This window comes from Austwickia sp. TVS 96-490-7B (assembly GCF_019331795.1).
Classification (GTDB): Bacteria; Actinomycetota; Actinomycetes; order Actinomycetales; family Dermatophilaceae; genus Austwickia.
Window position 1 is genome coordinate 108,395 of record NZ_JAHPZL010000004.1, and the last position, 22,326, is coordinate 130,720.

17 protein-coding genes and 1 tRNA gene are annotated in these 22,326 nt (G+C 63.7%); 7 read left to right on the forward strand and 11 right to left on the reverse strand.

Annotated elements, in window-relative coordinates; genetic code table 11:
- Genes KEM60_RS06385 through dcd form a run of 4 tightly spaced genes read right to left on the reverse strand, consistent with a single transcriptional unit; the run spans nucleotide 1 to nucleotide 3,188 of the window.
- Nucleotides 1-729, reverse strand: coding sequence for an ABC transporter permease (locus KEM60_RS06385; protein WP_219106693.1), 729 nt, complete (start codon nucleotides 727-729; stop codon nucleotides 1-3).
- Complete coding sequence (locus KEM60_RS06390; RefSeq protein WP_219106694.1) at nucleotides 726-1,394, reverse strand: ABC transporter permease; 669 nt, start codon at nucleotides 1,392-1,394, stop codon at nucleotides 726-728. Before KEM60_RS06390 ends, KEM60_RS06385 begins: the two co-directional genes overlap by 4 nt.
- Complete coding sequence (locus KEM60_RS06395) at nucleotides 1,391-2,539, reverse strand: ABC transporter ATP-binding protein (protein ID WP_219106695.1); 1,149 nt, start codon at nucleotides 2,537-2,539, stop codon at nucleotides 1,391-1,393. The genes KEM60_RS06390 and KEM60_RS06395 overlap by 4 nt, the downstream gene beginning before the upstream one ends.
- Before the next feature lie 31 nt (nucleotides 2,540-2,570).
- Nucleotides 2,571-3,188 (reverse strand): dCTP deaminase, encoded by a 618-nt coding sequence (dcd, locus tag KEM60_RS06400; protein ID WP_219106696.1) that lies wholly within the window; start codon nucleotides 3,186-3,188, stop codon nucleotides 2,571-2,573.
- 136 nt (nucleotides 3,189-3,324) lie between these two features.
- Here dcd and KEM60_RS06405 point away from each other — a divergent pair.
- From KEM60_RS06405 to KEM60_RS06415, 3 genes are all read left to right on the forward strand, one after another.
- Nucleotides 3,325-3,398 (forward strand) — tRNA-Gly (locus tag KEM60_RS06405).
- Nucleotides 3,399-3,798: 400 nt separating this feature from the next.
- A complete protein-coding gene (locus KEM60_RS06410; protein ID WP_255574367.1) occupies nucleotides 3,799-4,617 on the forward strand; it encodes an N-acetyltransferase in 819 nt (272 codons plus the stop codon).
- Between the two features lie 650 nt (nucleotides 4,618-5,267).
- Nucleotides 5,268-5,705: a hypothetical protein gene (locus tag KEM60_RS06415; RefSeq protein WP_219106698.1), complete on the forward strand. Its 438-nt coding sequence runs from the start codon at nucleotides 5,268-5,270 to the stop codon at nucleotides 5,703-5,705.
- 527 nt (nucleotides 5,706-6,232) lie between these two features.
- Here the strand turns inward: KEM60_RS06415 and KEM60_RS06420 are convergent.
- Nucleotides 6,233-8,320, reverse strand: a complete 2,088-nt coding sequence (locus tag KEM60_RS06420) for an ATP-binding protein (RefSeq protein WP_219106699.1) — start codon at nucleotides 8,318-8,320, stop codon at nucleotides 6,233-6,235.
- Nucleotides 8,317-10,389, reverse strand: coding sequence for a hypothetical protein (locus tag KEM60_RS06425; protein ID WP_219106700.1), 2,073 nt, complete (start codon nucleotides 10,387-10,389; stop codon nucleotides 8,317-8,319). The genes KEM60_RS06420 and KEM60_RS06425 overlap by 4 nt, the downstream gene beginning before the upstream one ends.
- A 383-nt stretch (nucleotides 10,390-10,772) precedes the next feature.
- On the opposite strand from KEM60_RS06425, the gene KEM60_RS06430 reads away from it, so the two are divergent.
- On the forward strand, nucleotides 10,773-11,618 hold the full coding sequence (locus KEM60_RS06430) for an SMP-30/gluconolactonase/LRE family protein (protein WP_219106701.1): 846 nt from the start codon (nucleotides 10,773-10,775) through the stop codon (nucleotides 11,616-11,618).
- 233 nt (nucleotides 11,619-11,851) lie between these two features.
- On the opposite strand, the gene KEM60_RS06435 is transcribed toward KEM60_RS06430, so the two are convergent.
- Together KEM60_RS06435 and KEM60_RS06440 are read right to left on the reverse strand one after the other, a co-directional pair.
- Nucleotides 11,852-12,094, reverse strand: coding sequence for a hypothetical protein (locus KEM60_RS06435; protein WP_219106702.1), 243 nt, complete (start codon nucleotides 12,092-12,094; stop codon nucleotides 11,852-11,854).
- Nucleotides 12,095-12,247: 153 nt separating this feature from the next.
- Complete coding sequence (locus KEM60_RS06440; protein WP_219106703.1) at nucleotides 12,248-13,711, reverse strand: CYTH and CHAD domain-containing protein; 1,464 nt, start codon at nucleotides 13,709-13,711, stop codon at nucleotides 12,248-12,250.
- A 267-nt stretch (nucleotides 13,712-13,978) separates the two neighbouring features.
- On the opposite strand from KEM60_RS06440, the gene KEM60_RS06445 reads away from it, so the two are divergent.
- Nucleotides 13,979-15,859, forward strand: coding sequence for an acyl-CoA dehydrogenase (locus KEM60_RS06445; protein WP_219106704.1), 1,881 nt, complete (start codon nucleotides 13,979-13,981; stop codon nucleotides 15,857-15,859).
- Between the two features lie 226 nt (nucleotides 15,860-16,085).
- Here the strand turns inward: KEM60_RS06445 and KEM60_RS06450 are convergent, their stop codons facing one another.
- A complete protein-coding gene (locus KEM60_RS06450; protein ID WP_219106705.1) occupies nucleotides 16,086-16,376 on the reverse strand; it encodes a hypothetical protein in 291 nt (96 codons plus the stop codon).
- A 59-nt stretch (nucleotides 16,377-16,435) separates the two neighbouring features.
- Here KEM60_RS06450 and KEM60_RS06455 point away from each other — a divergent pair, with 59 nt between their 5' ends.
- The gene (locus KEM60_RS06455) at nucleotides 16,436-17,452 is read left to right on the forward strand and encodes an LLM class flavin-dependent oxidoreductase (RefSeq protein WP_370626314.1); all 1,017 of its coding nucleotides are present in this window, start codon (nucleotides 16,436-16,438) and stop codon (nucleotides 17,450-17,452) included.
- Here KEM60_RS06455 and KEM60_RS06460 read toward each other — a convergent pair.
- Nucleotides 17,442-19,505, reverse strand: coding sequence for a cytochrome c oxidase assembly protein (locus tag KEM60_RS06460; protein WP_219106707.1), 2,064 nt, complete (start codon nucleotides 19,503-19,505; stop codon nucleotides 17,442-17,444). The two genes, KEM60_RS06455 and KEM60_RS06460, sit on opposite strands and share 11 nt — an antisense overlap.
- A gap of 27 nt (nucleotides 19,506-19,532) precedes the next feature.
- On the opposite strand from KEM60_RS06460, the gene KEM60_RS06465 reads away from it, so the two are divergent.
- Nucleotides 19,533-20,420: a maleylpyruvate isomerase family mycothiol-dependent enzyme gene (locus KEM60_RS06465; RefSeq protein WP_219106708.1), complete on the forward strand. Its 888-nt coding sequence runs from the start codon at nucleotides 19,533-19,535 to the stop codon at nucleotides 20,418-20,420.
- A 111-nt stretch (nucleotides 20,421-20,531) separates the two neighbouring features.
- Here KEM60_RS06465 and KEM60_RS06470 read toward each other — a convergent pair whose 3' ends face one another.
- Complete coding sequence (locus tag KEM60_RS06470; RefSeq protein WP_219106709.1) at nucleotides 20,532-22,310, reverse strand: 2-oxo acid dehydrogenase subunit E2; 1,779 nt, start codon at nucleotides 22,308-22,310, stop codon at nucleotides 20,532-20,534.
- Nucleotides 22,311-22,326: the final 16 nt, after the last annotated feature.

Genomic DNA, 22,326 nt, shown 5'->3' on the forward strand with positions numbered 1-22,326 from the left:
TCATTTCGCGGTGGCGGAGATGTCAGTGCCCGGTCGGCTGCGGTGGCTGCCGCGCAGAGTGCGCAACCCCGGGGAGACCAGGACCACGGTGAGCACAGCCAGCAGGGCGTCCACGCCAAGCGCGAGCGCAGCGACGAGGATCGCGCCGCCTGCGACCATCGGGTAGTCGCCGATGGCGAGTCCTTCGGACAAATAGGCGCCAAGGCCCCCGGCGGAGACATAGGCGGCGATGGTGGCGGTGCCGATGACTTGAAGGGTTGCGCTGCGCAGCCCGGAGAGCAGGAGCGGAAGCGCGCAGGGCAGTTCGACTCCGAAGACGATTTGGGTGCGGGTCATCCCCATACCGTGGGCGGCGTCACGCACGGCTGGGTCGACGGCGTCGACTCCGGCGTACGTGCCGGCAAGAAGCGGCGGGACGGCGAGGAGGACGAGGACGATGAGGCTGGGCACGACGAAGGCGGCGCCACCGGGAAGGTTGGTGGACAGGAGGATTTGCATGACGAATAGCAGGCCGAGGCTGGGGACGGCACGTACGGCGTTAGTGGAGGTGATCAGCCAGCGGGCTCGGCCGGTGTGTCCGATCCACAGGCCGAGGGGTACGGCGATGAGCGTTGCGGCGGTCAGAGCGTAGAGGCAGTAGCTGAGGTGTTCGCCGAGGCGTAAGGGGATGCCGTCAGGGCCGGACCAGTGGGCGGGATCGGTGAGCCAGGCCCAGATGAGCGCGATCATCGGGGACCTCCGGCGGCGGCGTGGCTGGGACCTACCCGACGCCACGGGGTGGCTAGCCAAGTGAGAGCGACAATGGCGAGGTCAAAGAGCATCGCCAGGATCATGCAGGCGAGGATGCCGACGAGGAGTTCGTCGACGTAATAGCGCTGGTATCCCTCCGTGAGCAGGGTGCCGAGTTGCGACACCCCGATGAGGGAGGCCACTGAAACGATGCTGACGTTGCTGACAGAGGTGACGCGTAGTCCGGCGGCCAGGACGGGTACGGCGAGGGGCAGATCAACTTTGATCAGGCGTGCCCACCGGCCGTAGCCGAGAGCGGTGGCAGCGGCAGTCACATCGGGGGGCACAGAGGACAATCCGTCGTCAACGCTGCGGACCAGCAGCGCGACAGTGTAGACGGTCATCGCGACAATGACATTGATCGGGTCGAGAATCTTGGTGCCGAGGACCGCGGGGATCAGCACAAACAGGGCGAGGCTGGGCAGGGTGTAGAGCAGTCCGCTGCCGGTGAGCAAGAGGGGGCGGATCCAGCGAGGCCCGCTGTGGGCTGCCCATCCCAACGGGAGGGCCACAGCCAGTCCGAGAAGCAGGGGGGTCGCGGCGAGCCAGGCGTGTCGCGCGCTGAGGCTGAGGACCAGGTCGAGGTGTTCGAGGAGCCAACTCATGCTGGATCCTCAAGGGTGGCTACGCCGGAGGTGGGTACGCCGGTGACGGGCAACGCGGCTCGCGGGGAGTCCATGGCGGTGACAAGTTCGGCGACCCGAACGGTCCCGACAACGGCACCATCGTCATCAACGACGACACCGCGTCGCGACGGGGAGGACAGCGCCGCGTCAAGATAGGTGCGCAGCGGACCGTTACGGGTGGCGACAGTCCCCCCGAGGTCGAGGTCGTCGTGCAGGTCGGCGGCGCGCCGCCCGGGGGTGCCGTCATCTTCGGCCCAGCCCAGGGGGCGGTTGTGGTCGTCGACGACCAGCACCCACCCATCACGTCCGGCGTCGGTGAGGAGTTCGCCGAGGTGAACGGTGCGTTCAGGCACCGGAGTGATCACAGTAGGAGCCGGGACGAAGCCGAGTGCGCGGTAGCCACGGTCACGGCCGACGAATTCAGCGACGAAGTCGTCCGCTGGCGCGGCGAGCAGGGTCGCAGGGTCAGCGACTTGGGCCAGCCGTCCGCCCACTTTCAGCACGGCGATCTGGTCGCCCAGACGGATCGCTTCGTCGATGTCATGGGTCACAAACAGGATGGTTTTGCGAAGTTCTCGTTGCAGTTCAGACAGGTCAGCTTGGAGTTGGTCGCGTACGACGGGGTCAACGGCGCTAAAAGGTTCATCCATCAGCAGAACTGGTGGGTCAGCGGCCAGTGCCCGAGCCACACCGACCCGTTGTTGCTGACCGCCGGATAGCTGCGCCGGATATCGACGTGCTAGCGCCGGTTCCAAGCCGACACGTTCCAGAAGTTCGTGGGCGCGGACACGAGCCTGTGCTTTCGGCGTACCCAACAGCAGCGGGACGGTCATGACGTTACGTTCGACGGTGAGGTGCGGGAACAGCCCGCCATGCTGAATGACATAACCGATACCGCGTCGGAGGTGGGCAGTATCCATCGCGGCGACGTCCTCACCGCCAACAAGAATCCGCCCTTCGGTGGGGGCGATCATGCGGTTGACCATGCGCAGCGAGGTGGTTTTCCCGCATCCGGACGGACCAACCAGCACGGTGACGGTGCCTTCGGGGGCCGATAAGGTCAGGCCGTCGACGACGGGAGACCCTTCGCCGTATCGTTTGACGACCTGTTCGAAGCGGATCATCCCGCCACGCTAACGGGCCGGACCGACGTCGTTACGCTTTGGCTGCCGATGAAGGCGCGTCGCCCCCCAACCGGGAGACGTCGGTACGCCGAAAACCGACGTGAGCACGACTGGCGGTCGGTCCACGCTGGCCTTGGTAGTGGTTCCCGGACCGGGATGATCCGTAGGGATGCTCAGCCGGGGAGCTGAGCTGGAAGAAACACAGCTGGCCAATCCGCATCCCCGGCCACAATTTGATAGGCAAAGTCGCCACGTTGGACAGCTCCAATGTGACATGGCCGGTGAAGCCTGGATCGACGAATCCGGCAGTGGCGTGCGTGAGTAGCCCCAACCGCCCCAGACTGGATTTGCCTTCAACACGGGCGGCGACATCGTCGGGCAAAGTGACCTGCTCATAGGTGGACCCCAAGACAAACTCGCCCGGATGCAGCACGAATGGTTCATCCGCGTCGACCTCGACGAGTCGGGTCAGTTCAGGCTGGTCCTCCGCCGGATCAATGAACGGATATTTGTGATTGTCGAAGAGGCGAAACAGCCGGTCCAAACGGACATCGATGCTGGAGGGCTGCACCATCTGAGGGTCATACGGGTGCAAGACGACCCGTCCGGAATCGATCTGGGCGCGGATGTCACGGTCGGAGAGCAGCACCAGTCGAGACTAACGTCCTCATCCAGTGTCCCTGCGTGCCTGGCACTCGCCTGGCTGGGTTAGACTGTCACACAGCTTCGGGCCTTCCGGCACCTCAAAGGACACTTTGAGTCACGTTTGCGCAGGTCAAAGCAGTGCGAGTGTAGTTCAATGGTAGAACATCAGCTTCCCAAGCTGAACACGCGGGTTCGATTCCCGTCACTCGCTCCACCAAGAGAGCCACGGTCGACACCGTGGCTCTCTTTTTTGATCTTCAAGGATGGGCGCTCCACCTCTGCCACGATAGGGACAGACGAACCCGCGAGAGCCTCCGCCACAACAGGTACGACGCCGTTCGCTGGTCCCTGTCGGTACGTCGACCAACTGCTGGGACCCGCGAAACACCGGGGACCAAACCCGCCCACGGGCGACATTCCACCCACAAAACCCGCCCACGGGCGCATCCCCGCCGTAAAACCGCAGGACAACACCCACAAAATCCGCCCGCGGGCGCATCCCATCCAAAAAAACCCGCCCACGGGCGACATTCCATCCACAAAACCCCACGTCACTACACCCAAAACCCGCCCACGGGCGACACCTTCTTAGACCGACGAGGAGCGAGGTGACGATGCATCCCGTAGAACGACTTCATTCCGTGATATGGCGGGCGTGGCCTGGACTTTTTCAGGAGCGGCTTGGCGATTGGGTCATTCGCATCGGCCAAGGCTTCACTCAGCGGGCTAACAGCGCGCTACCGATAGGAGACCCAGGACTTCCCCTGGATCAGGCAGTTGCGAGGGTTGAGGAGATATACCATCACCAAGGGCTAACCCCGTCATTCCAGATCCCTTTTAACATCACCATGTCACAGTCCGCCGATTCGATGACATCAGAAGGAACCAAAATCTTAGGGTTATGGGAAAAATTCTCACCGCCAGCATCACAAAAGCCACTCGATCTGGTTCTCACTGAACGCCACTATGAAAAATCAACCCCAGTCATCATACAAACATTGAAGCCAGAGATTGATATTGACCCCCCTGCATGGCCTTCCGGATTCACTGCCGAATGGACAAGGACCCCAACCGCAGGATGGATCAGTCGATCAAAACCTCAGTTTCATACACATCCCTACGCATTGGCGGTCACCACGGCGCATCCTGCGATCTACCTCACACTCTGGCGTGGGCATCACGCCGTAGGGCATGGAAGAATAAGTATCATTGACGATTGGTACAACATCTCAGATCTTGAAGTAGCACCACATCTTCGAGGACGCGGCTTAGGGCAATCTATGCTGCGATTTCTCGCGCATCTAGGTGGACATAACGGCACCAATTTCGGCATCCTGCAAGTCGAAGCCTCTAATGTCCGTGCAGCAAGGTTATACCGGTCACTTGGCTGGCAAGACCAAGGTGGATATTATTTTCGCTCCCTAGATGCATAGTTGCCTCCAGGGTGACATCAGCTGCGCTAGTCATCGCTAAGAAAGCTCAAAGCAAGGAATATCCGCCACCCCCTCCACCGATTATTCTACGTCGGCTCCGACTCATTTAATGACACTATGGGCGACCGGGCAGGAAAGTACAGGACAGCTGTAATCACGGTCCAAGTGGCCGATAGCAATGCCCTTACTGTGGTGGTTGAAGACTCGATGACCACGACATCAGGAGTACCTACCACGATTGTCGCCCTCACGAACGACTGCGACTTCAATGGTCACACTATGTGTCGACCCCCAGCCTCGGCGCTTCCACTGCTGGAGGCAGGGTGGTGGCAAACCCGGACGTGATACTCGCTGAGTGAATTGTCATGATCTAGGGGCGCTATTCACGAGGGGTTTACCCCCTTGAGGAGAGTCAGGAAACCTACAGGTCACAGGCCCTTTCAGCGGGTGGGCCCTCTGACGTCTAATCGCTCGTGAATAACGCCCTAGGTTCACATTGACATATCCCCGTGGGGGATCTGCTGTGGTCAACGGTCAGCTCCTTCTTCCCACCGACATTCAGATCCCCGGGTTCACCGAACCAGCCTCCAGCAGTCGATCCCACTCCAGAAAGAGAGGTTGTCACGTTAATCATTCCTATGCTACGGCCAATGCTGGAGGTGCGTAACACTGCAGATTCTCCGACCTTCCATATTGGTCACCCATTGCCCTACATTCACCAAGTCATCACTAAGAGCAATGTCAGTGTCCGACAGACCGATGTGATAGATACGATGCCTGACCTGTCAGCGCTGGGAGGCACCAAGCACGACTCTGACGTTGCCCTAAAGAATCTCACCTCAATTCCGGGTAACTTGAGCTTCACTGCCAGATATGTCCCGACCGGGACTGACTGTGAAAGTGGCTTAATCACCACTACGGCGAGCGCTCACCAGCCGGCGCCAGGGGTGTTGGCCACGACGGAGGTTTGGGCTGGTGCTGGTCCGGTGCCTCTGACGCAGATCTCAGTTGTCCCGATGGCATGCCGTGGCACTGACCGTGACGGGGATGCGTGTGACTTAATGTGGAGCGTGGATTGTCGGGATTAGTCGACGACGTCCCCCATGGAGGATGAGATGAACGACCGTTGACGGGCCAAGAGCAAAGGCACGGCGGTCGCATGTATGGTCAGGTCAATAACAGGTTGTGCGGATTCTGCGCTGTCGTTGGCGACCTAAGTTGAGATAGTCAAGGACGTCCGGCTGGATTCCTGTGAGGCGAGCAAGGGTCCGGCATCCGCGCGGTGTTTCGTGGATACGCGAAACACCGGGGACCAAACCCGCCCGCGGGCGACATTGCATCCACAAAACCGCAGGACAACACCCAAAAAACCCGCCCACGGGGGCATCCCCGCCGTAAAACCCCAGGACAACTCCCACAAAACCCGCCCACGGGCGCATCCCCGCCGTAAAACCGCAGGACAACACCCACAAAACCCGCCCACGGGCGCATCCCCGCCGTAAAACCGCAGGACAACACCCACAAAACCCGCCCACGGGCGACATTCCATCCACAAAACCCGCCCGCGGGCGGGTTTTGGATGTGGGTTGGGACGAGAAGCGGATCATCCCACTGGTCAGTCAGACATCGCTCGGCCTTGTGGCAAGGTCAATTCGACGGTCGCGCCGCCCCATGCGTTGCGGTACGCCGTGATCTGCCCGTGGTGCCGGGTCACGATGGTCCGGCACAGTGCGAGCCCTAGGCCGGTGCCTTCTCGCATCGCGGTGCCATGGGAGGTTCGACCGAATGGCGCAAATACTGTTTCAGCGTCCTTGGCGTCGAGACCGATCCCTTTGTCTTCGACGTAAATCCGCACCCAGCCTGCTGGGTCGTCGTGGACGGCGCGGATCCGCACGTAGGGGTCTTCACCGTCGCGGGCGTATTTCACGGCGTTGCCGATGAGGTTGGCGAAGAGTTGTCTCAGCAGGGTCCGATCTGCTTGGACCCAGGCGTCAGCGAGGACATCGACTCGGGGACCGCGTGGGCCCCGCAGGTTCACTGCCGCGACTTCTCGGATCACCGCGCCTAGGTCGAGTTCTTCGACGCGGAGCACTCCTTCCCGACCCACCGTGTATGCCAGGTAATCGTCGATGACTTGTCTCATCCGTCGTCCGGCTTGCCGGGCCCGTGCTAACGGTTCGCGGGCTGCGGCGGGGTCGCCGTCGTCGACGTCCATCGCTGCTGATTCCAGCCACAGCGATACGGCGCCCAACGGGTTACGCAGGTCGTGGGCGACGACCCCGGCGAAGGTTTCTAATTCTTGTCGGCGCTGCCTGCTGGCGGTGACATCTTTGAGGAGGACCACCTGGTGGGCGTCCAGGGATTGCGGGGTGCGTGTCAAGGCCCGAGTGTGCACGGCCAAGGTGCGCCAGCCGCCAGCTCCGTCTGCGGTGGCCACTTCAGCGTCGAGGGCAGAGCCGTCAGGGGCCAAGGTGAGATCACCGTGATCTGTTGACGGCGCTCGCTGGAGGGGTGGCTGTTCCAGAGCGGTGATCTGTGCGTCGTTGAGGTCGGTGCCGTGGCTGCCGCGGACGTCGTACCGGCGTACCCATCCGGCGCTGGCATCCACACCGTGGCGGGGGGCTCCGAGGAGGGCACGCGCGGCAGGGTTGGACGAGACCACTCGGCCATGCCGGTCGGTGAGCAGGACCCCGTCGGTCATCGAGGAGACCACCACGTCGAGGATTGCACTCTGTGCTGCTGCTTGTCTGGTGGCGGCGAGCCCTTGGGTTTGGGTGTGGGCGTGACGTTCCCGGAACATGACGAGGGATACGCCGAGCATGGCGATGGCCATCGCTGTCACGGACAGCACGAGGAACCGGACGGCTTCTTCCAGGGACGACCCTTGCGGTTGGGATAGGCCGCCTAAGAGGGCGCCAATCATGACGAGCGCGATACATGCGATCCGGGGGGTCATCGTCACCCCAACCCACAGGGCTGGCAGCAGCATCAGCCAGGACAGTGGCAGCTCAGGGAAGCTCATCGCGAGGTGGATGCAGATCACTGACCCGACGAGGGCGACGGGCTGCCAGGTGGGAAAACGGACCGTCGTGTAGGTCTCCACGGGGGAGAGCAGGACGAAGCCGAGGAGTCCGCCGTATTCCAACGGGAGCATCCACACTGTCCCCCACCAGGCAAGGTCGGCGGTGGAGGCAGGCAACCATGCTGCGACGCCGGGCATGGCTCCGCCCAGCACTGCCGGGATCGATGAGACAAACACCAACCCGGTGAAGACGCAGACGTCGGCGGGTGTGTGCGGGAACCATCCGGGTTCGGCCCGCCACACCCGATATGCGAGGAGCAGCGCGAGGACACCGAACACATTCCAGCTCGCGACCCGGGCGACTTCGACTGGGTCGTGTCCGCAGATGAGCCCGGCGATGAGAACGATGAGCCAGGCCAGCGCGGAGATCCCGAGGAGCGTGCTGGTCGGGTTGGTGGTGCGGGTCTGCGGTGAATCATCACGGCCATACCACGACGCTTGACCGGGCCACAGCACGGTGAAGAGAGCGGCCGTGGCGACATGTGTGGGCCATGCCGCGGCCTGTCCCCCGTGGTGCTCGACGGTGAGGAAGCCGGCGACGACCACGAACCCGTAAGCGGTGTATGCGACAAGCGCCTGCGGGGTAGGTGCAGCAGGCCGGTACGTGCGCTGGCCCGTCATGGCACCTCCTGCGGAGCAGCGGGCAGGGTAAACCGGATGGAGGTGCTGCCCGCAGTGGTGTGTGTGTCGAAGCTGCCGCCGTATCTGCTGACGATCGCTTCGCACAGCGACAGTCCTAGCCCACTGGTCACCGACGCAGCGTGCAGGACCCGGTCAGGAGGTGCACTGTCAGAGGCGACGGTGACGACGGACCAGCCGGGTTCGCCGTCGTCACTGCGCACCCGTACGGCGACGTCCTGCGGAGTGTCATGTCCAGCGACCACTTCGCCGATGGCATAGGCGATGAGCTGATGCGCGAGGTGGTCAGCGACTCGCAGGATGTGGTCGGCCTGTAGGTCTACGGCTGGAACGATCCCGCCGGTGGCGGCCATACCGTCGACAACATCTCGCACGACGTCGGCAACGGCCACGTTGTGGGCGGGCACGGGGTCAGTGGATCCGACTGCGCGGACCAGATATTGCTGGATGGCGTCTTTCATTTCTTGGACGAATTCCACCCCGTGCGGCAGATCAGCGCTGAGGTCGGCCGTGGCGCTGGCCGTGGCGGTGGTGGCCTCAACAAGACGGCCATCCATCTGGTCAATCCAGGCATCCAACCGGTCCAGGGGGCTTTTCAGATCGACAGCCACTGACGCAGCGAACCATTCAAGTTCTCGTTGACGTCCGTGATCGTCGGTGACATCACGCAGCAGTAGCAACGTGGGTGCCCCCTCGGTGGAGTCAACTCGCCGGGCAGTGACGACCAGTCGTTTTCCGGTGAGTCCGGCGATCACGTCCACGGTGGGGCGTTGCCCGGGGGCAGGGTCGATGAGATCCATGAGCCGCGCCTCATCCCATCGTCCCTGGTCAGCGACCGGTCGCAGCTGCACAGCCCGGCACCATCCCACGTCAAGATGGTCGGATAGGGGCACACCGATCAGTCGGTGCACCGCAGCGTTACTGACCTGCACGACGCCCTCCCGATCGATGAGGACCACCGCATCGGTCATCGATTCCAAGACAGCGGTCAGCATCGCTTCACGGGCTGCTTCCCCGGCGGCACGCGCATCGGTGTGCGCCGTGGTCGCCGCTGATTGTTCCCGCAGGATCAGCAGCATCAACGTCACTGACGTCGTAAAAGCGATCAGTAAATCCACCACAGCCTGTGGCATCACCCATAGGTCAGCGCCGACGTCGGGATATTCGGCGTACGGCGTGACCGCCCAGATCACTGCCACGGCAAGGCCCCCGACAGCTGCCCACCGCACGGTGAGCACAGCTCCGGCGAGCACCGCCGGCACCACAAAAAGCCAGTCCAAAGGGTACGTCGGCGCGACATCGGGAGCTTCGACGCAGAACACGGCAACCAGCACAAACACCGGGATCCACAACGGATGCGGTCGCGGCAGGTCAGGAACATCCCGATGATGAATCAACGGCAAGACGCAGTGGCAGCCGACCGCGGACAGAGAAAACATCCAAAAGCCGTTCCACAGGTCAACTCTCAGGTCACCTGATCCGCCGAGCGGTGTGCCCGGATAGGCACCAGCGGCGGTAGCGACGCCCACCCCGACCGCGGTGCAGACCATCAGCCAGCTCACGTCGGCGAGAGTGCACGGCACCCATGGGCGGGCAGTGGTCCCAGGTGTGGTGCGTGCCGAGGTGTCATAGACATCGGTGTGGTCCGCCCGGTCGTGTCGAGGCGGGACACGTTGATATAGGTAGGCGCTGATCAAGGCGCCTACGACATTGGCCGCCGCTATCGGGACGACATCCCTCGCCTCCTGACCGACGGCGAGCGCGGCTGCGCCGAAGCCGGTGGCTGCGGCGATGGCTACGGCGGCGATGACCTGGTGAGGGGGCTGGCGGTCTTGCCACACCACTGTCACTGTCGCAAAGATCATTGCGGTGAAGAGCCAGTACGTCGATTGGCCGTGATCGTCGAGGCCATAGAAGCCTAGGGGTGCGCTGGCGGCGCCGAGGATCATGCTGACCGGGATCATCCACCAGACGTGGGTGGTGGGCAGCGGGGATCGGCTCGTGCCGGTCCAGGTCGGTGCCGACACGGCGGGACCGGTGGGGTTTCGCACGCGGGTCACCTCCCTCCCCGGCGCACCGGTTAACGGTAGACATCTGTGGTCCCTCGCGAGGTTGGCTGCGCGGGGGTCTGCGCTGCACGGCATGATGATGTTGCCAATGACGCACCGTGCCAACAGGATCGCTCGGATGGAGTCGTTCTGCCGGTGTTTCGCTCGGTGATCCGGCAACTGTCTCTTGTGGCACTGTCCTGATCGACGGGGCGCGGCGCAGTCTGAGCGTGATGGGCGATGATGTGGGTCAGCCGTCCAGGACAACTGACCTGCCCCCTAGAGGCAGTGATCCACGATGCTCACCGTACTGTGGTGTGAGTCACGTCCTGTCGGCGCATGTCGACCTGGGACGACCTCGATCGCCACTGAGAGGAGTGCCGCCGATGCAGGTCGAACGCCTCACCGACGTCGTCGCTTACCACATGGAGGGTCCCTGCTGGTGGCCCGGTTGGGGTGGGTTGCGTTTTGTGGACATGCTGGCCGGGGAGGTTCTACGGCTGGAGAAAGGCGGGCATGTGACCCGTCACAAAATGGGTCGGGTCGCTGCGTGTGTCCGTCCTCGGGTGAGCGGTGGCGCCGTCGTCGCGACCGAGCGGGGATTTGTCCTTGAGGACCCCAATGGCACCATCACGCCTCTCGCAGACGTGTGGCGCGACGAGTCGTTGCGGATGAACGAGGGTGGGTGCGCCCCTGACGGGAGTTTCTATGTCGGGCAGATGGCGTACGACAAAACACCTGGTGCCGCGTCGATGTACCGGTTGGCTCCGGACCACACGGTTCGTCCGGTGTGGCATGGGTTGACCATCAGCAACGGGTTTGATTTCTCTGCGGATGGGACTCTGGCCTATTACGTGGACACCGATACGCAACGGATCGATGTGTTCGACTGGTCCGCTGAAGACGGGCTGACCGGACGTCGCCCGTGGGTGGAGATCCCTGACGGTGGTCGGCCGGATGGTCTGGTCGTCGACGCTGAGGGTGGGGTGTGGGTGGCTATCGCCAACGGTGGGCGGGTCGAGCATTACGACGCCTCCGGGACGTTAGCTGACGTGGTGGAGGTCCCGGCGACCAAGGTCACCGCGTGCACTTTTGGCGGCGACGACCTGGACATGCTGTTTATCACCACCTCCCGGGAGAAGATCCCCGCCGGTGAAGACCCGCAGGCGGGGTCGCTGTTTGGGGTGCGTCCTGGTGTGCGCGGCCGTCCGGTTTTGCCCTTCGCTGGCTAACCTCTGCGAGTGCATAGGTGCGGGACCCCGGTGCAGCCAACACCGGGGTCCCGCAGCACGTCGGGCTGCCACATGCCCGCCGTGCGTGGTCCACTACTACCGACGCCAGATCGGGAGCGGACCTGTGGGGACGCCGAATTCCCCCTACCTTGGATGTCGACGTCAACGAATGGGAGCCCCGGCCGAACGGTCGCTGTCGGCCGGGGTGGCCTGTCCCGGAGCGGTCGACAGGCTCAGATCGACAAGATCTCCGCTTCCAACCGTGCCAGTCCGCGGAGTAGGACCGTCAACCGCACAGCTTCAGCTGAGAGGTCTTCGTCGATCCAGATACCGACGTCGTCATCGTCGCGCGGGCCCTCTCGGACGAGGACCAGATGACGACGTGACGCAACGCTCTCCGTGGGGGTGGGGAGGCTGGACGGGGCCCTGTCGCCGGTGGGCTCTTCGGCCCGTTCCGGGCAGGTGACAGCGGCCATCGTGTCCTCCCCGAGAGTGCTGCTGACTGGTACACCGTCAGTTTCGGCTGGTCGGAGGGCGTCCTGAGGAAAACAGGTCAGGTGCCCTACTCGATGGTGGAGGTGCTGTCCAAGACGGTTGTGCACCAAGGAGTCAGCGCGTCACGAGGGTGATCACCGCTGGTGTCGCAGGTCCGTCCATCGGGTGTCGATGTGGCGCTGTGCGTCTCGACGGGCCTGTTCTTGACCGGCGGTGAGCATCCCATACGTGAAGGTGTCCTCCCCGGCGGCTCGCGCTGCGAGGACCGTACGCCGGAGGAACGCTAAGGCAGTCACCGCATCTTGATGCTCTCCCAGGATGTCCTGCCACATGGTCCAGGTCTGCTCTGCTGGCTGATTCCCGGCCAGCTGGGCCAGTTCCGCGACGTACCGAGCGGTTTTGATGCGTCGACGTAATCGATGCAATGCCGCGTCGCGTTCGCCGTCGTGGCTGGTGACGACCCGATCTGCGGCCTGTGTCACCGCTGCCACGCTGTCTGCCACGGCCGTGTTGATCGTCACTGCGTCCGGGGGGACCGCCTCGCACTGCACTAAGGCCGTCCACCGCCGTAATAGCCGGTCGCACCGGGCTCCGTCCAGCGCCCGGACCACCGCGCAGCGACCTGCTTCGTGCTCAGCCCGGGACATCTGCCGCACCCGACGTCCCACCGGACCGACCCGCCACGCCGCTGGTAACTCTGCCAACGCCTGTTCGACACGGCTCTGTGTGACATCGGCGTCACGCACGGGCGCCACTCGGTCGGCGAGCCATGCCACATCAGCTGCCACCGCGCTGACCTCGGCGGTGTCATACCAGTCCCCGAAGATCCGCAGCACAGCCCGTGTCCGCCGTAACGCCACCCGCATCCGGTGGATGGCGTCCTCCTCCCCCGCCCGGACTCCCGCCTCGACCTCCTGCATGGTCGCCAGCTGCCATCCCAGATAGGTGCCGACAGCGTCAAACTGGGTCTGCTTCTCAGCTGCCGTACGACGAGCTAACGCCCCGGCCAACGCGCGACCCAACTTTGACGGCATGGCTGCCGCGACCAGCCCACTTCCCCGCAGCTGTGCCGTGAGTGCTTCCAAGTCAGCGACGTCGCCTGCCGATCCCAGCTCCAATTCAACCTCCCGCCAACGCCGCACTTCTCCGCCGTCGAGGAGCACCGTGGCCTCGACCGTGTCGTCGACGACTTCCGCGACGAGGTCGCCGTGGGCGTTCAGGAGTTCCCGGCGGGTACGGCGGGTCTTCAGCAGCGTCACCGGCAGCAACGGATCCTTCCCGACGACATCAGCGACCCGAGCCCGCAGCTCGGCGGGGACCCGCGCCGCGGAGGAACCGAGCGGGGCGTGGACTTCGGTGCGGGAATCCCCCACCGGTGGCATTTTCAGATGCCATCCCGCGTCCAAGCCGCCCACCCGTCGCCGTAGCGTTCGCCGGGCCTGCAAGAGCGCCAGATCTGGGGTGTCGAGATAGGTGGCTGTCTGAGTGAACCGGCGTGCTGCACCGACAGCCGCGACCGCCCCCACTCCCGTGAAGGCCGGACAGGTCCATCCGTCAGGAACGTCGAAAGTCCGTTCGATTTCCTGCACTTCGGTCATCGGGGCTCCTCGGATCACGACGTGGGTGGCTGCCTCTGACTGATTCTCGCCGATCAGGGCCGGGGACGCCGGGCCGCACCGAGTGGGGCGGTGAGGTCCGTCACACCTCACTTAAGGGAGTCGCGCTTCGAGCGCGAAGGACAATGGTCCCGAACTACCCGCCAGTAACGTCTGGCGGGAGTAGCACCGCATCTCTCCTATCGGCCACCACACCCGCCCGGCCGGCACCACGACCCGCGACAACGACGACGAGGGGACAGCACACTCATGGGGCACTACAAGAGCAACCTGCGCGACCTGGAATTCACCCTCTTCGAGGTCTTCGCACGCCAGGAGCTCCTGGGCAGCGGACCCTACGAGGATGTGGACATCGACACCGCCCGAGAAATCCTCCACGAAGTCGCACGCCTCGCCGAAAACGAACTCGCTGACAGCTTCATCGACGCGGATCGCAATCCCCCCGTGTTCGACCCCGACACCCACAGCGTGACCATTCCAGAAAGCTTCAAAAAGTCCTACAAGGCCTACACCGAAGCTGGCTGGGGCATGCTGTCCGTTCCCGGCGAACTCGGCGGCACCGTCGTACCACCCTCCCTGACCTGGGCCGTCTCTGAACTGATCCTCGGCGCCAACCCCGCCGTCTATATGTACTCCGCTGGATACGGATTCGCCCGAGTCCTCTACGAACTCGGCAACGAGGCGCAACGCCGGATGGCCGCACACATGGTCGAACGGCAATGGGGATCAACGATGGTCCTCACCGAACCCGACTCCGGCTCAGACTTCGGTGCTGGCCGCGCCAAAGCCATCCCACAACCCGACGGCACCTGGCATATCGAAGGCGTGAAACGGTTTATCACCTCCGCCGAACACGACATGAGTGAAAACATCGTGCATCTCGTCCTCGCCCGCCCCGAAGGCGCCGGACCCGGCACCAAAGGCCTCTCGCTTTTCGTCGTACCTAAATATCACGTCGATCTCGAAACCGGAAACCTCGGCGACCGCAACGGTGTTTATGTCACCAATGTCGAGCACAAAATGGGCCTTAAAGTCTCCACCACCTGCGAACTTCGCTTCGGCGAAAAAGAACCCGCGGTTGGCACCCTCGTCGGCGACATCCACGATGGCACTGCACAAATGTTCCGCATCATCGAATACGCCCGCATGATGGTCGGCACCAAAGCGATCGCAACCCTGTCCACCGGCTATCTCAACGCCCTCGACTACGCCAAACAGCGGGTCCAAGGCGCCGACCTGACCCGCTCCGCCGACAAAACCGCCCCGCGCGTCACGATCATTCACCACCCTGATGTACGCCGATCTCTGATGTTGCAAAAGGCGTACGCCGAAGGGCTACGCGCCTTGGTGCTCTACACCGCGACCCACCAGGACACCATCGACACATACCGGCTCACCCACGACGGCGCCGACCCAGACAAAGGCACCCCAGAACACCTCGTCGCCCGCATCAACGACCTCCTGCTGCCCTTGGTCAAAGGCTGCGGATCAGAACGCGCCTGGGTGCTCCTCGGCACCGAATCACTCCAAACGTACGGCGGGTCAGGATTCCTCCAGGACTACGCCATCGAACAATACGTCCGCGACGCCAAAATCGACACCCTCTACGAAGGCACCACCGCCATCCAAGGGCAGGATTTCTTCTTCCGCAAAATCGTGCGCGACCAAGGCCAGGCATTGCAGGCAGTCGCCGCACAGATGATGACCACCGTCAACGGCGGAAATGCCGCCGACGACCGACTCGCCGACGAACGCGCTCTCCTAGGGAAAGCCGTCGAAGACCTCCAAGGCATCATCGCCGCCATGATCGGCGCCGCCATGGCCGCCGATCCACGCACCGGCGGAGAAAACGCCGACATCACCAACCTCTACAAAGTCGGACAAAACACCACCCGGCTACTCCTCGCCGCCGGTGACGTCCTCATCGGATGGCTGCTGCTGCGCCAAGCTGAAGTCGCCGACACCGCCCTCCACTCCGGCGCCAGCAGCGAAGACATCGACTTCTACACCGGCAAAGTCGCTGCCGCTAGATTCTTCGCTCACACCGTGCTGCCTCGGATCAGCGCCGAACGGGTCATCGCCGAAGGCATCGACAACACCCTGATGGAGGTCCCCGAGTCGGCATTCTGACAGGTGGCGACGCCGGGCGGACCCTGAATCGACTCCGCCCGGCGCCCGCCCTACCGTCCTGCCGCTCCGCCACTCTGCCGCCCACGGGCGGGTTTCCCACACACCTAGCCGCCCACGGGCGAATCTCCCGAAACACGACCTGGCGTTTTACCCCCACAACCCCGCCCACGGGCGAGTTTCACGAAGCGGGACCCCGCCCACGGGCGAGGTCAGGCTGGCTGAGTGTTCAGCTTCGGCCGTCGTCGCGGCCCCCTGCGACAGCGGCGGTGGTGGGGTTAGCAGCAGCGGCGGGGTCAACAGCAGCGGCGGCGTCAGGTCCGGGGCCGGTGACAGCTGTCGGGACGAGGTGGATGCGACGTCCCATGACGTGTCGGACGGTCACCGCCACCATGCAGGCCACTCCGACGCTCATCAGCACGGTGCCAGGCACGTCGTAGGCACCGATCATCCCGGCGTACCGTCCCAGCACGAATCGGAGGAACGCTCCGGCGGTGAGCAGCAGCAGACCCAAACCCATGGCGCCACCCTAGGACACTCGGTGGAATGCCAACCCCCGCGACAGGTGTTACACCTTCTGTGACTGTGACTCATGTGCCTTTGTCGATCCTGGATCTGTCCCCCACCTCTACCGGCCGTAGCCGCCGGGATGCGCTGGAGGACACCACTCTCCTCGCGCAGGCCGCTGATCGCCTCGGCTACACCCGGTACTGGGTGGCGGAGCATCATGGCAGTGACACATTCATGGCGTCTGCGACGGCTCTGATCTTGGGGCATCTGGCTTCTCGGACCGATCGCATCCGGCTCGGCTCTGGTGGGGTGATGCTGCCCAATCATGCGCCGTTGATGGTCGCCGAATATTACGGAACCCTTGCCACCTTGTACGGCGACCGCTTCGATCTGGGGCTGGGACGCGCTCCCGGCACAGACCCGATGACCGCCGCTGCGCTGCGCCGTCACACTGGGGAGTTGGACGGCTTCGCCCAGGATGTCACCGAGCTCCATCACTATCTTGCTGCCCCGGATCCGGCTCGCCCGTCTCGGGTGCGCGCGGTCCCTGGTGAGGGGACCGCCGTACCGTTGTGGATGCTCGGGTCATCCCTAGGAGGTGCTGCGGTCGCCGCGCACTTGGGCTTGCCATTTGTATTTGCTTCCCATTTCGCTCCGGATGCGCTCACGGCAGCACTGCAGCACTACCGCGAGCATTTCAATCCGGCAGCTCCGACCGCGCAGATCACCGCGCCGTACGTCGTCGCTGGCGTCAACGCATTGGTCGCTCCGACCAGTGAGGAAGCGGCATTTTTGGCCACCACGGGTCAGCGTCTCGTGGCGCAGATCGCCACGGGGCGGCCTGGCCCTCTCGAACCTCCGCAGGCTGATCTGCTCGACACCCTTTCCCCGCAGGAGCGGGCCGTGGTGGGTGGTCACCGGTCGGTGCGGGCAATCGGGTCACCGCAGGAAGCGGTGGCGGCGTTGGAGGAGTTTGTCGCAGCACACCAGATCGACGAGATCATCACCACGACCTACACTCACGACCCGCGACTGCGGTTGCGCAGTTATGACCTGCTCGCTGAGGCGTGGGGGCTCACGGCCTGAGTTCTTCGCGGCGGCGCGTCGCCTCGGCGCGGCGCGCCAATTGCGCGTTGTACGCCGCCAATTCGGCATCATGGTCTCGTTCTGCTTGTCGTTCGTAACGGCGTGCTTCGTTTTCGTCGGCGCGCATCCACATCGCCGCTGTCAACAAAGCCAACATCAACATGGGAAATTCACCGATGCCCCAGGTGATTCCACCGCCAGCTTGCTGATCGGCTAGCAGGTCCCCGACCCAGGGCAGCGACAAGGCGTGGAAGAAATCCGGGGCGAGCAGACTCGTCGCTGACATGATCGCCACCCCGAAGAACGCATGCACACTCATCGTCACAAACAGCGCGACTAGCCGCAGCGAGGGCGCCCACCGTTTCGGGCCAGGGTCGATACCGATCAGCGACCAGCAGAAAACATATCCGGCGAGCATGAAGTGCACCACCATCGCCACATGTCCGGTGTGGGTGCGCAGCGCCAACTCAAACAGGCCAGTGAAATAGAAAACGTACAACGACCCGGCGAAGTTAATCGACGCCATCACCGGGTTGGCCCAGAAGTTTAACCATCGTGAATGCGCGGTCGCCAGCAGGATTTCTCGTGGCCCCATTGTCTTGTCTCGACGGGCTGGCAAGGCCCGTGAGATCAGACTCAATGGCGCCCCCAGCGACAAAAACACTGGGATCCCCATTGTCAACATCATGTGCATGAACATGTGCAACGAGAACTGCACCCGTCCGTATACCCCGGGCGCACCTGATGTCGTCCACACAAAGAGCACCCACCCGAATACCCACGGGATGGTCCGGTACCACGGCCAGCTATCCCCGCGATGCCGTAATCGCAGCACGGCCCAGCCATACAACCCCACTCCCAGTAGCGCCACCGCCAGCCACAGCCAGTCGATGCGCCAGACGGTGAACCATTCACTGGCGGACAATCCGTGCCGCGGCGCCGGGTATCCCGTCAAGGCGATCGCCACGTCAGGATCAACCTGGGTGGACCGTGGCACCGGCGTGTGGCTGCGCGACAACCCCACTCCGACGCCGATCGCACCAGCCATCACCAGCACTTCGACGGCCGCCAATCGGCGAAATAGCGCCGCCACCGGCCCGTGCGCCGTCACCCGAGCCACGATTCCCGAACGCATCCGCCAGCCTGCCGCGCCCACCACGGCGAGTAGGGCGGTTTTGACTAACACCACCACGCCGTAGTCACTGGCGATCTGCGAAAACTCCCCGATACGCACTGCCGCATTCAGCACCCCGGAGACCGCCACCCCAGCCAAGCACCATCCCGCCAACACCGAATATCGCTGCACCACCACGGCGGTGGCATCCCCTAGGACGGGCCACAGCACCAGGATCGCCACCAGGCCGCCGCACCACACATACGCCGCAGCCATATGCACTGCCAACGAGTTCACCGCCGTGTCATGCGCCAGGCTCCCCCCAGAATGTCCAGCCAGCGCCAACGGCAACAATGCTGCTAAGGACAGCACGGCCATCCACACCATCGCTGTTTTCGAACGCACCACCGCCGATCCGACCACCGCACTCACCGCGATCAACACGCTGATGAAATACACCCGAAACAGATCCATGGACCACAGGAACGACGTCAGCACCGACACATAATTGGCGTCCCCCAGATGCACCCCGGTGACATTGCTCACCACCAACAACAACGTCACAAAACCAGCAGCGACCCATACCACTCCAGTTGCGGTAGCTGTCCGACAGGCCGTTTCCCGGCGGGTGGTACGCGCCGTATCCGGCAGCATCGTGCCAGCCATCAGCAGCAAACCCACCGTGGCGGCACCAAATATGTCGTGAATCGTTCGGGCCACGGGCAACCCGAAGCGGGCCAGGTCGCCACCATCAGAAAAACCCACCAGCGGGATGAATGCGCCGCCGTACTGCCCGGACCCCAACGTCAACAACACCGCCAACGCCGCCAGCGCGGCGACTACCGCCACCACCACTGGCCGGGACACCTCCCCCGAGGCACCGGACAACCGGTTGTTTCCGGAGGAACTCGCGTTAGGGGTAGCGGTCAAGGTCGCCATATCCCCCAGCCTAGATAGGGTGGACCTATGCCTATGCATCCAGCAGCCCCCGAAGATCTACACGGCTTGGTAGAAGCTTTCGCGGGGACCGCACAGGCCATCGTCGACCTCGCTTTTCCTTTGTCTGACGACGACGGTGCGAAAACCACAGCATGTCCCGGTTGGACGGTGAAGGACCAGGTTTCTCATGTGACCGCCATTGAGGCACACCTGTTGGGCCGGGCCGACCCGCCGGTGGAGCTACCCGACTATCCGCATCTGCGCAATGACATCGGACGGCTGATGGAACCCGGCGTGGAAGTCCGCCGCGCGCACCCGCTCAAGGACGTGGTCGCTGAACTTCAGCGTGTCCTCGCTGCCCGCCTCGGGCGCCTGCGCGACCCTGCATTGACCGATGACACCCCACTCCCCCACCCCTTCACCGGCGTTGATACGACGCTCGGGGCGCTTCTGCGCCAACGCATCCTTGATGTGTGGAGCCACGAACAGGACATTCGGGAATCTCTCGGCCGTCCAGGGAATCTCGACACGCCCGCAGCCGCGGTGTCCGTGCAGCAGGTCCTCGACATGCTGCCGCACATTGTGGTGCGCCGGGTCGGTTTAGAACCGGGCAAAGTCCTCATGGTCGAGCTGACCGGCCCGGTGGTGGCCCGCTCGGGGGTTCGCGTTGACCAGGGCGAACCAGGCGAGGATGGCAGTCCCGCTGAGCCGGTGGGTCGGCTCATGTTTGCTGGTGCCAGCGACGAGACCGGTCCGATCCCTGCCATTGGTCGTACGACGAGCCTGCACATGTCCACTGACGTTTTGATGCGCCGGGCAGCAGGTCGCCGGGCCACTGAGGACTGTGTCTACACGGTGCTCGGCGATGACGACGTGGCGCGACGTTTTATGGATGCGCTGGCCATCACCCCGTGACCGATGCGGTTTCACCACTGTCCACGCAGGTGACCCTCGCCGGCACCGAGCTGACCGACGTGATGGGGACTGGTCGGTTTTCGACCAGTCCCCATCACCTCATCGCTGGGGTTACCCCCAGACCAGGCCTTTCGTGGGGTCGGTGAGGATCGCAGCGACATCGGCGAGGAACCGGCTACCCAGGTCACCATCGATCAGACGATGGTCAAAGCTCAACGCGAGCTGAGTGACCCACCGTGGCACGACCATTTCCTGACCGCCGTGGTCAATGACCCACGGCATCCGCCGTACCGCACCAAACGCAAGGATCGCGGACTCGCCCGGGTTGATGATGGGTGTGCCGTTGTCGACACCGAACACACCAACGTTGGTGATGGTGATGGTGCCTGCGCTCATCTCAGCTGGTGAGGTGCGTCCCGCACGGGCAGTGTCGACGAGGGCGCCCATTGCCACGGCAAGTTCCCGCAGGGTCATGGCGTCCGCGTCTTTGATGTTGGGGACGACCAGGCCTCGTGGAGTAGCTGCGGCGATGCCGAGGTTCACGTAGTGCTTGACCACGATTTCCTGGGCATCCTCGTCCCAGACAGCGTTGACACCGGGGTTGCGACGGCACGCCAGCAACAAGGCCTTAGCGACGATGAGCAGCGGCGTGACCTTGACATCCCGGAATTCACGGTCGTTCTTCAATCGATCGACCAGGTCCATGGTGGCGGTGACGTCGATGGTGACAAATTCGGTCACATGCGGTGCAGTGAACTTACTACGCACCATCGCGTCAGCCGTCATCTTGCGGACACCTTTGACGGGAATGCGGGTTTCGCGTTCCCCAGGGGCTCGTCGTCCGGCGGATGCGCCAGCAGTGGCGACCTCCGGGGTGGCGCCACCAGATTGAGGTCCGCACTGTCCAGCGAGGTACGCGTCAATGTCTCCCCGCGAGATGATGCCGCCCTCACCGGTGCCTGCCACCTGGGTCAGGTCGACACCTCGGTCCTTGGCGTAGCGACGCACTGGTGGTTTAGCCAGTGGGCGCGTCGTACCAGGTGCTCCGGTGGGCGTTGCCACTCTGCTAGGCGCCGCAGCCGGAGCAGCCGGAGCTGCCGGAGCTGCCGGAGCTGCCGGAGCTGCCGGAGCTGCCGGAGCTGCCGGTACGACGGTCGGTGTGGGCTTGACGATAGGTGTCGATGCCACGGTGGGTGCTGGGGCGACACCACCTTTTCGGGGTCGGCGCTTGGTGGATCCGGCAATGGCGCCGTATCCGACCAGGTTGGGCTCTCGGGTGGGAGCAGCTGGTGGGGCATCGCTGCTCACTGGTGCGCTCCCAGCAACAGCGACACTAATGATCGGCGTACCGACCTCGACCGTCGTCCCCTCAGCCACCAACAGCTCCGCCACCGTGCCCTCCCACGGAATGGGAAGCTCCACCAACGACTTCGCCGTCTCAATCTCCACCACCACCTGGTTGACCGTCACCGCGTCCCCAGGCGCCACCTTCCAACTAACAATCTCCGCCTCAGTCAACCCTTCACCCGGGTCGGGCAGGGTGAAGATCTTGCTCGTGGACCCAGCGGCCGCGGCGGGGGTCGCTGCTGCGCTGACATCTGCGCTGGGGCCCGGGGCAGGGGCGGCGTCGCTGCTCACTGGTGCGCTCCCAGCAACAGCGACACTAATGATCGGCGTACCGACCTCGACCGTCGTCCCCTCAGCTACCAACAGCTCCGCCACCGTGCCCTCCCACGGAATGGGAAGCTCCACCAACGACTTCGCTGTCTCAATCTCCACCACCACCTGGTTGACCGTCACCGCGTCCCCAGGCGCCACCTTCCAACTAACAATCTCCGCCTCAGTCAACCCTTCACCCGGGTCGGGCAGGTGGAACACCTTTGTTGTCATGTCTGCCTCTCCTTCT

What these genes read in the sequence shown, in the direction of transcription:
- KEM60_RS06415 (WP_219106698.1), top strand. Translation starts at nt 5,268, where the DNA reads ATGCTGGAGGTGCGTAACACTGCAGATTCTCCGACCTTCCATATTGGT.
- KEM60_RS06435 (WP_219106702.1), bottom strand. Translation starts at nt 12,094, where the DNA reads ATGGCCGCTGTCACCTGCCCGGAACGGGCCGAAGAGCCCACCGGCGAC.
- KEM60_RS06445 (WP_219106704.1), top strand. Translation starts at nt 13,979, where the DNA reads ATGGGGCACTACAAGAGCAACCTGCGCGACCTGGAATTCACCCTCTTC.
- KEM60_RS06395 (WP_219106695.1), bottom strand. Translation starts at nt 2,539, where the DNA reads ATGATCCGCTTCGAACAGGTCGTCAAACGATACGGCGAAGGGTCTCCC.
- KEM60_RS06460 (WP_219106707.1), bottom strand. Translation starts at nt 19,505, where the DNA reads ATGGCGACCTTGACCGCTACCCCTAACGCGAGTTCCTCCGGAAACAAC.
- KEM60_RS06430 (WP_219106701.1), top strand. Translation starts at nt 10,773, where the DNA reads ATGCAGGTCGAACGCCTCACCGACGTCGTCGCTTACCACATGGAGGGT.
- KEM60_RS06465 (WP_219106708.1), top strand. Translation starts at nt 19,533, where the DNA reads ATGCCTATGCATCCAGCAGCCCCCGAAGATCTACACGGCTTGGTAGAA.
- KEM60_RS06390 (WP_219106694.1), bottom strand. Translation starts at nt 1,394, where the DNA reads ATGAGTTGGCTCCTCGAACACCTCGACCTGGTCCTCAGCCTCAGCGCG.
- KEM60_RS06410 (WP_255574367.1), top strand. Translation starts at nt 3,799, where the DNA reads ATGCATCCCGTAGAACGACTTCATTCCGTGATATGGCGGGCGTGGCCT.
- KEM60_RS06385 (WP_219106693.1), bottom strand. Translation starts at nt 729, where the DNA reads ATGATCGCGCTCATCTGGGCCTGGCTCACCGATCCCGCCCACTGGTCC.
- KEM60_RS06470 (WP_219106709.1), bottom strand. Translation starts at nt 22,310, where the DNA reads ATGACAACAAAGGTGTTCCACCTGCCCGACCCGGGTGAAGGGTTGACT.
- KEM60_RS06420 (WP_219106699.1), bottom strand. Translation starts at nt 8,320, where the DNA reads ATGACGGGCCAGCGCACGTACCGGCCTGCTGCACCTACCCCGCAGGCG.
- KEM60_RS06450 (WP_219106705.1), bottom strand. Translation starts at nt 16,376, where the DNA reads ATGGGTTTGGGTCTGCTGCTGCTCACCGCCGGAGCGTTCCTCCGATTC.
- KEM60_RS06440 (WP_219106703.1), bottom strand. Translation starts at nt 13,711, where the DNA reads ATGACCGAAGTGCAGGAAATCGAACGGACTTTCGACGTTCCTGACGGA.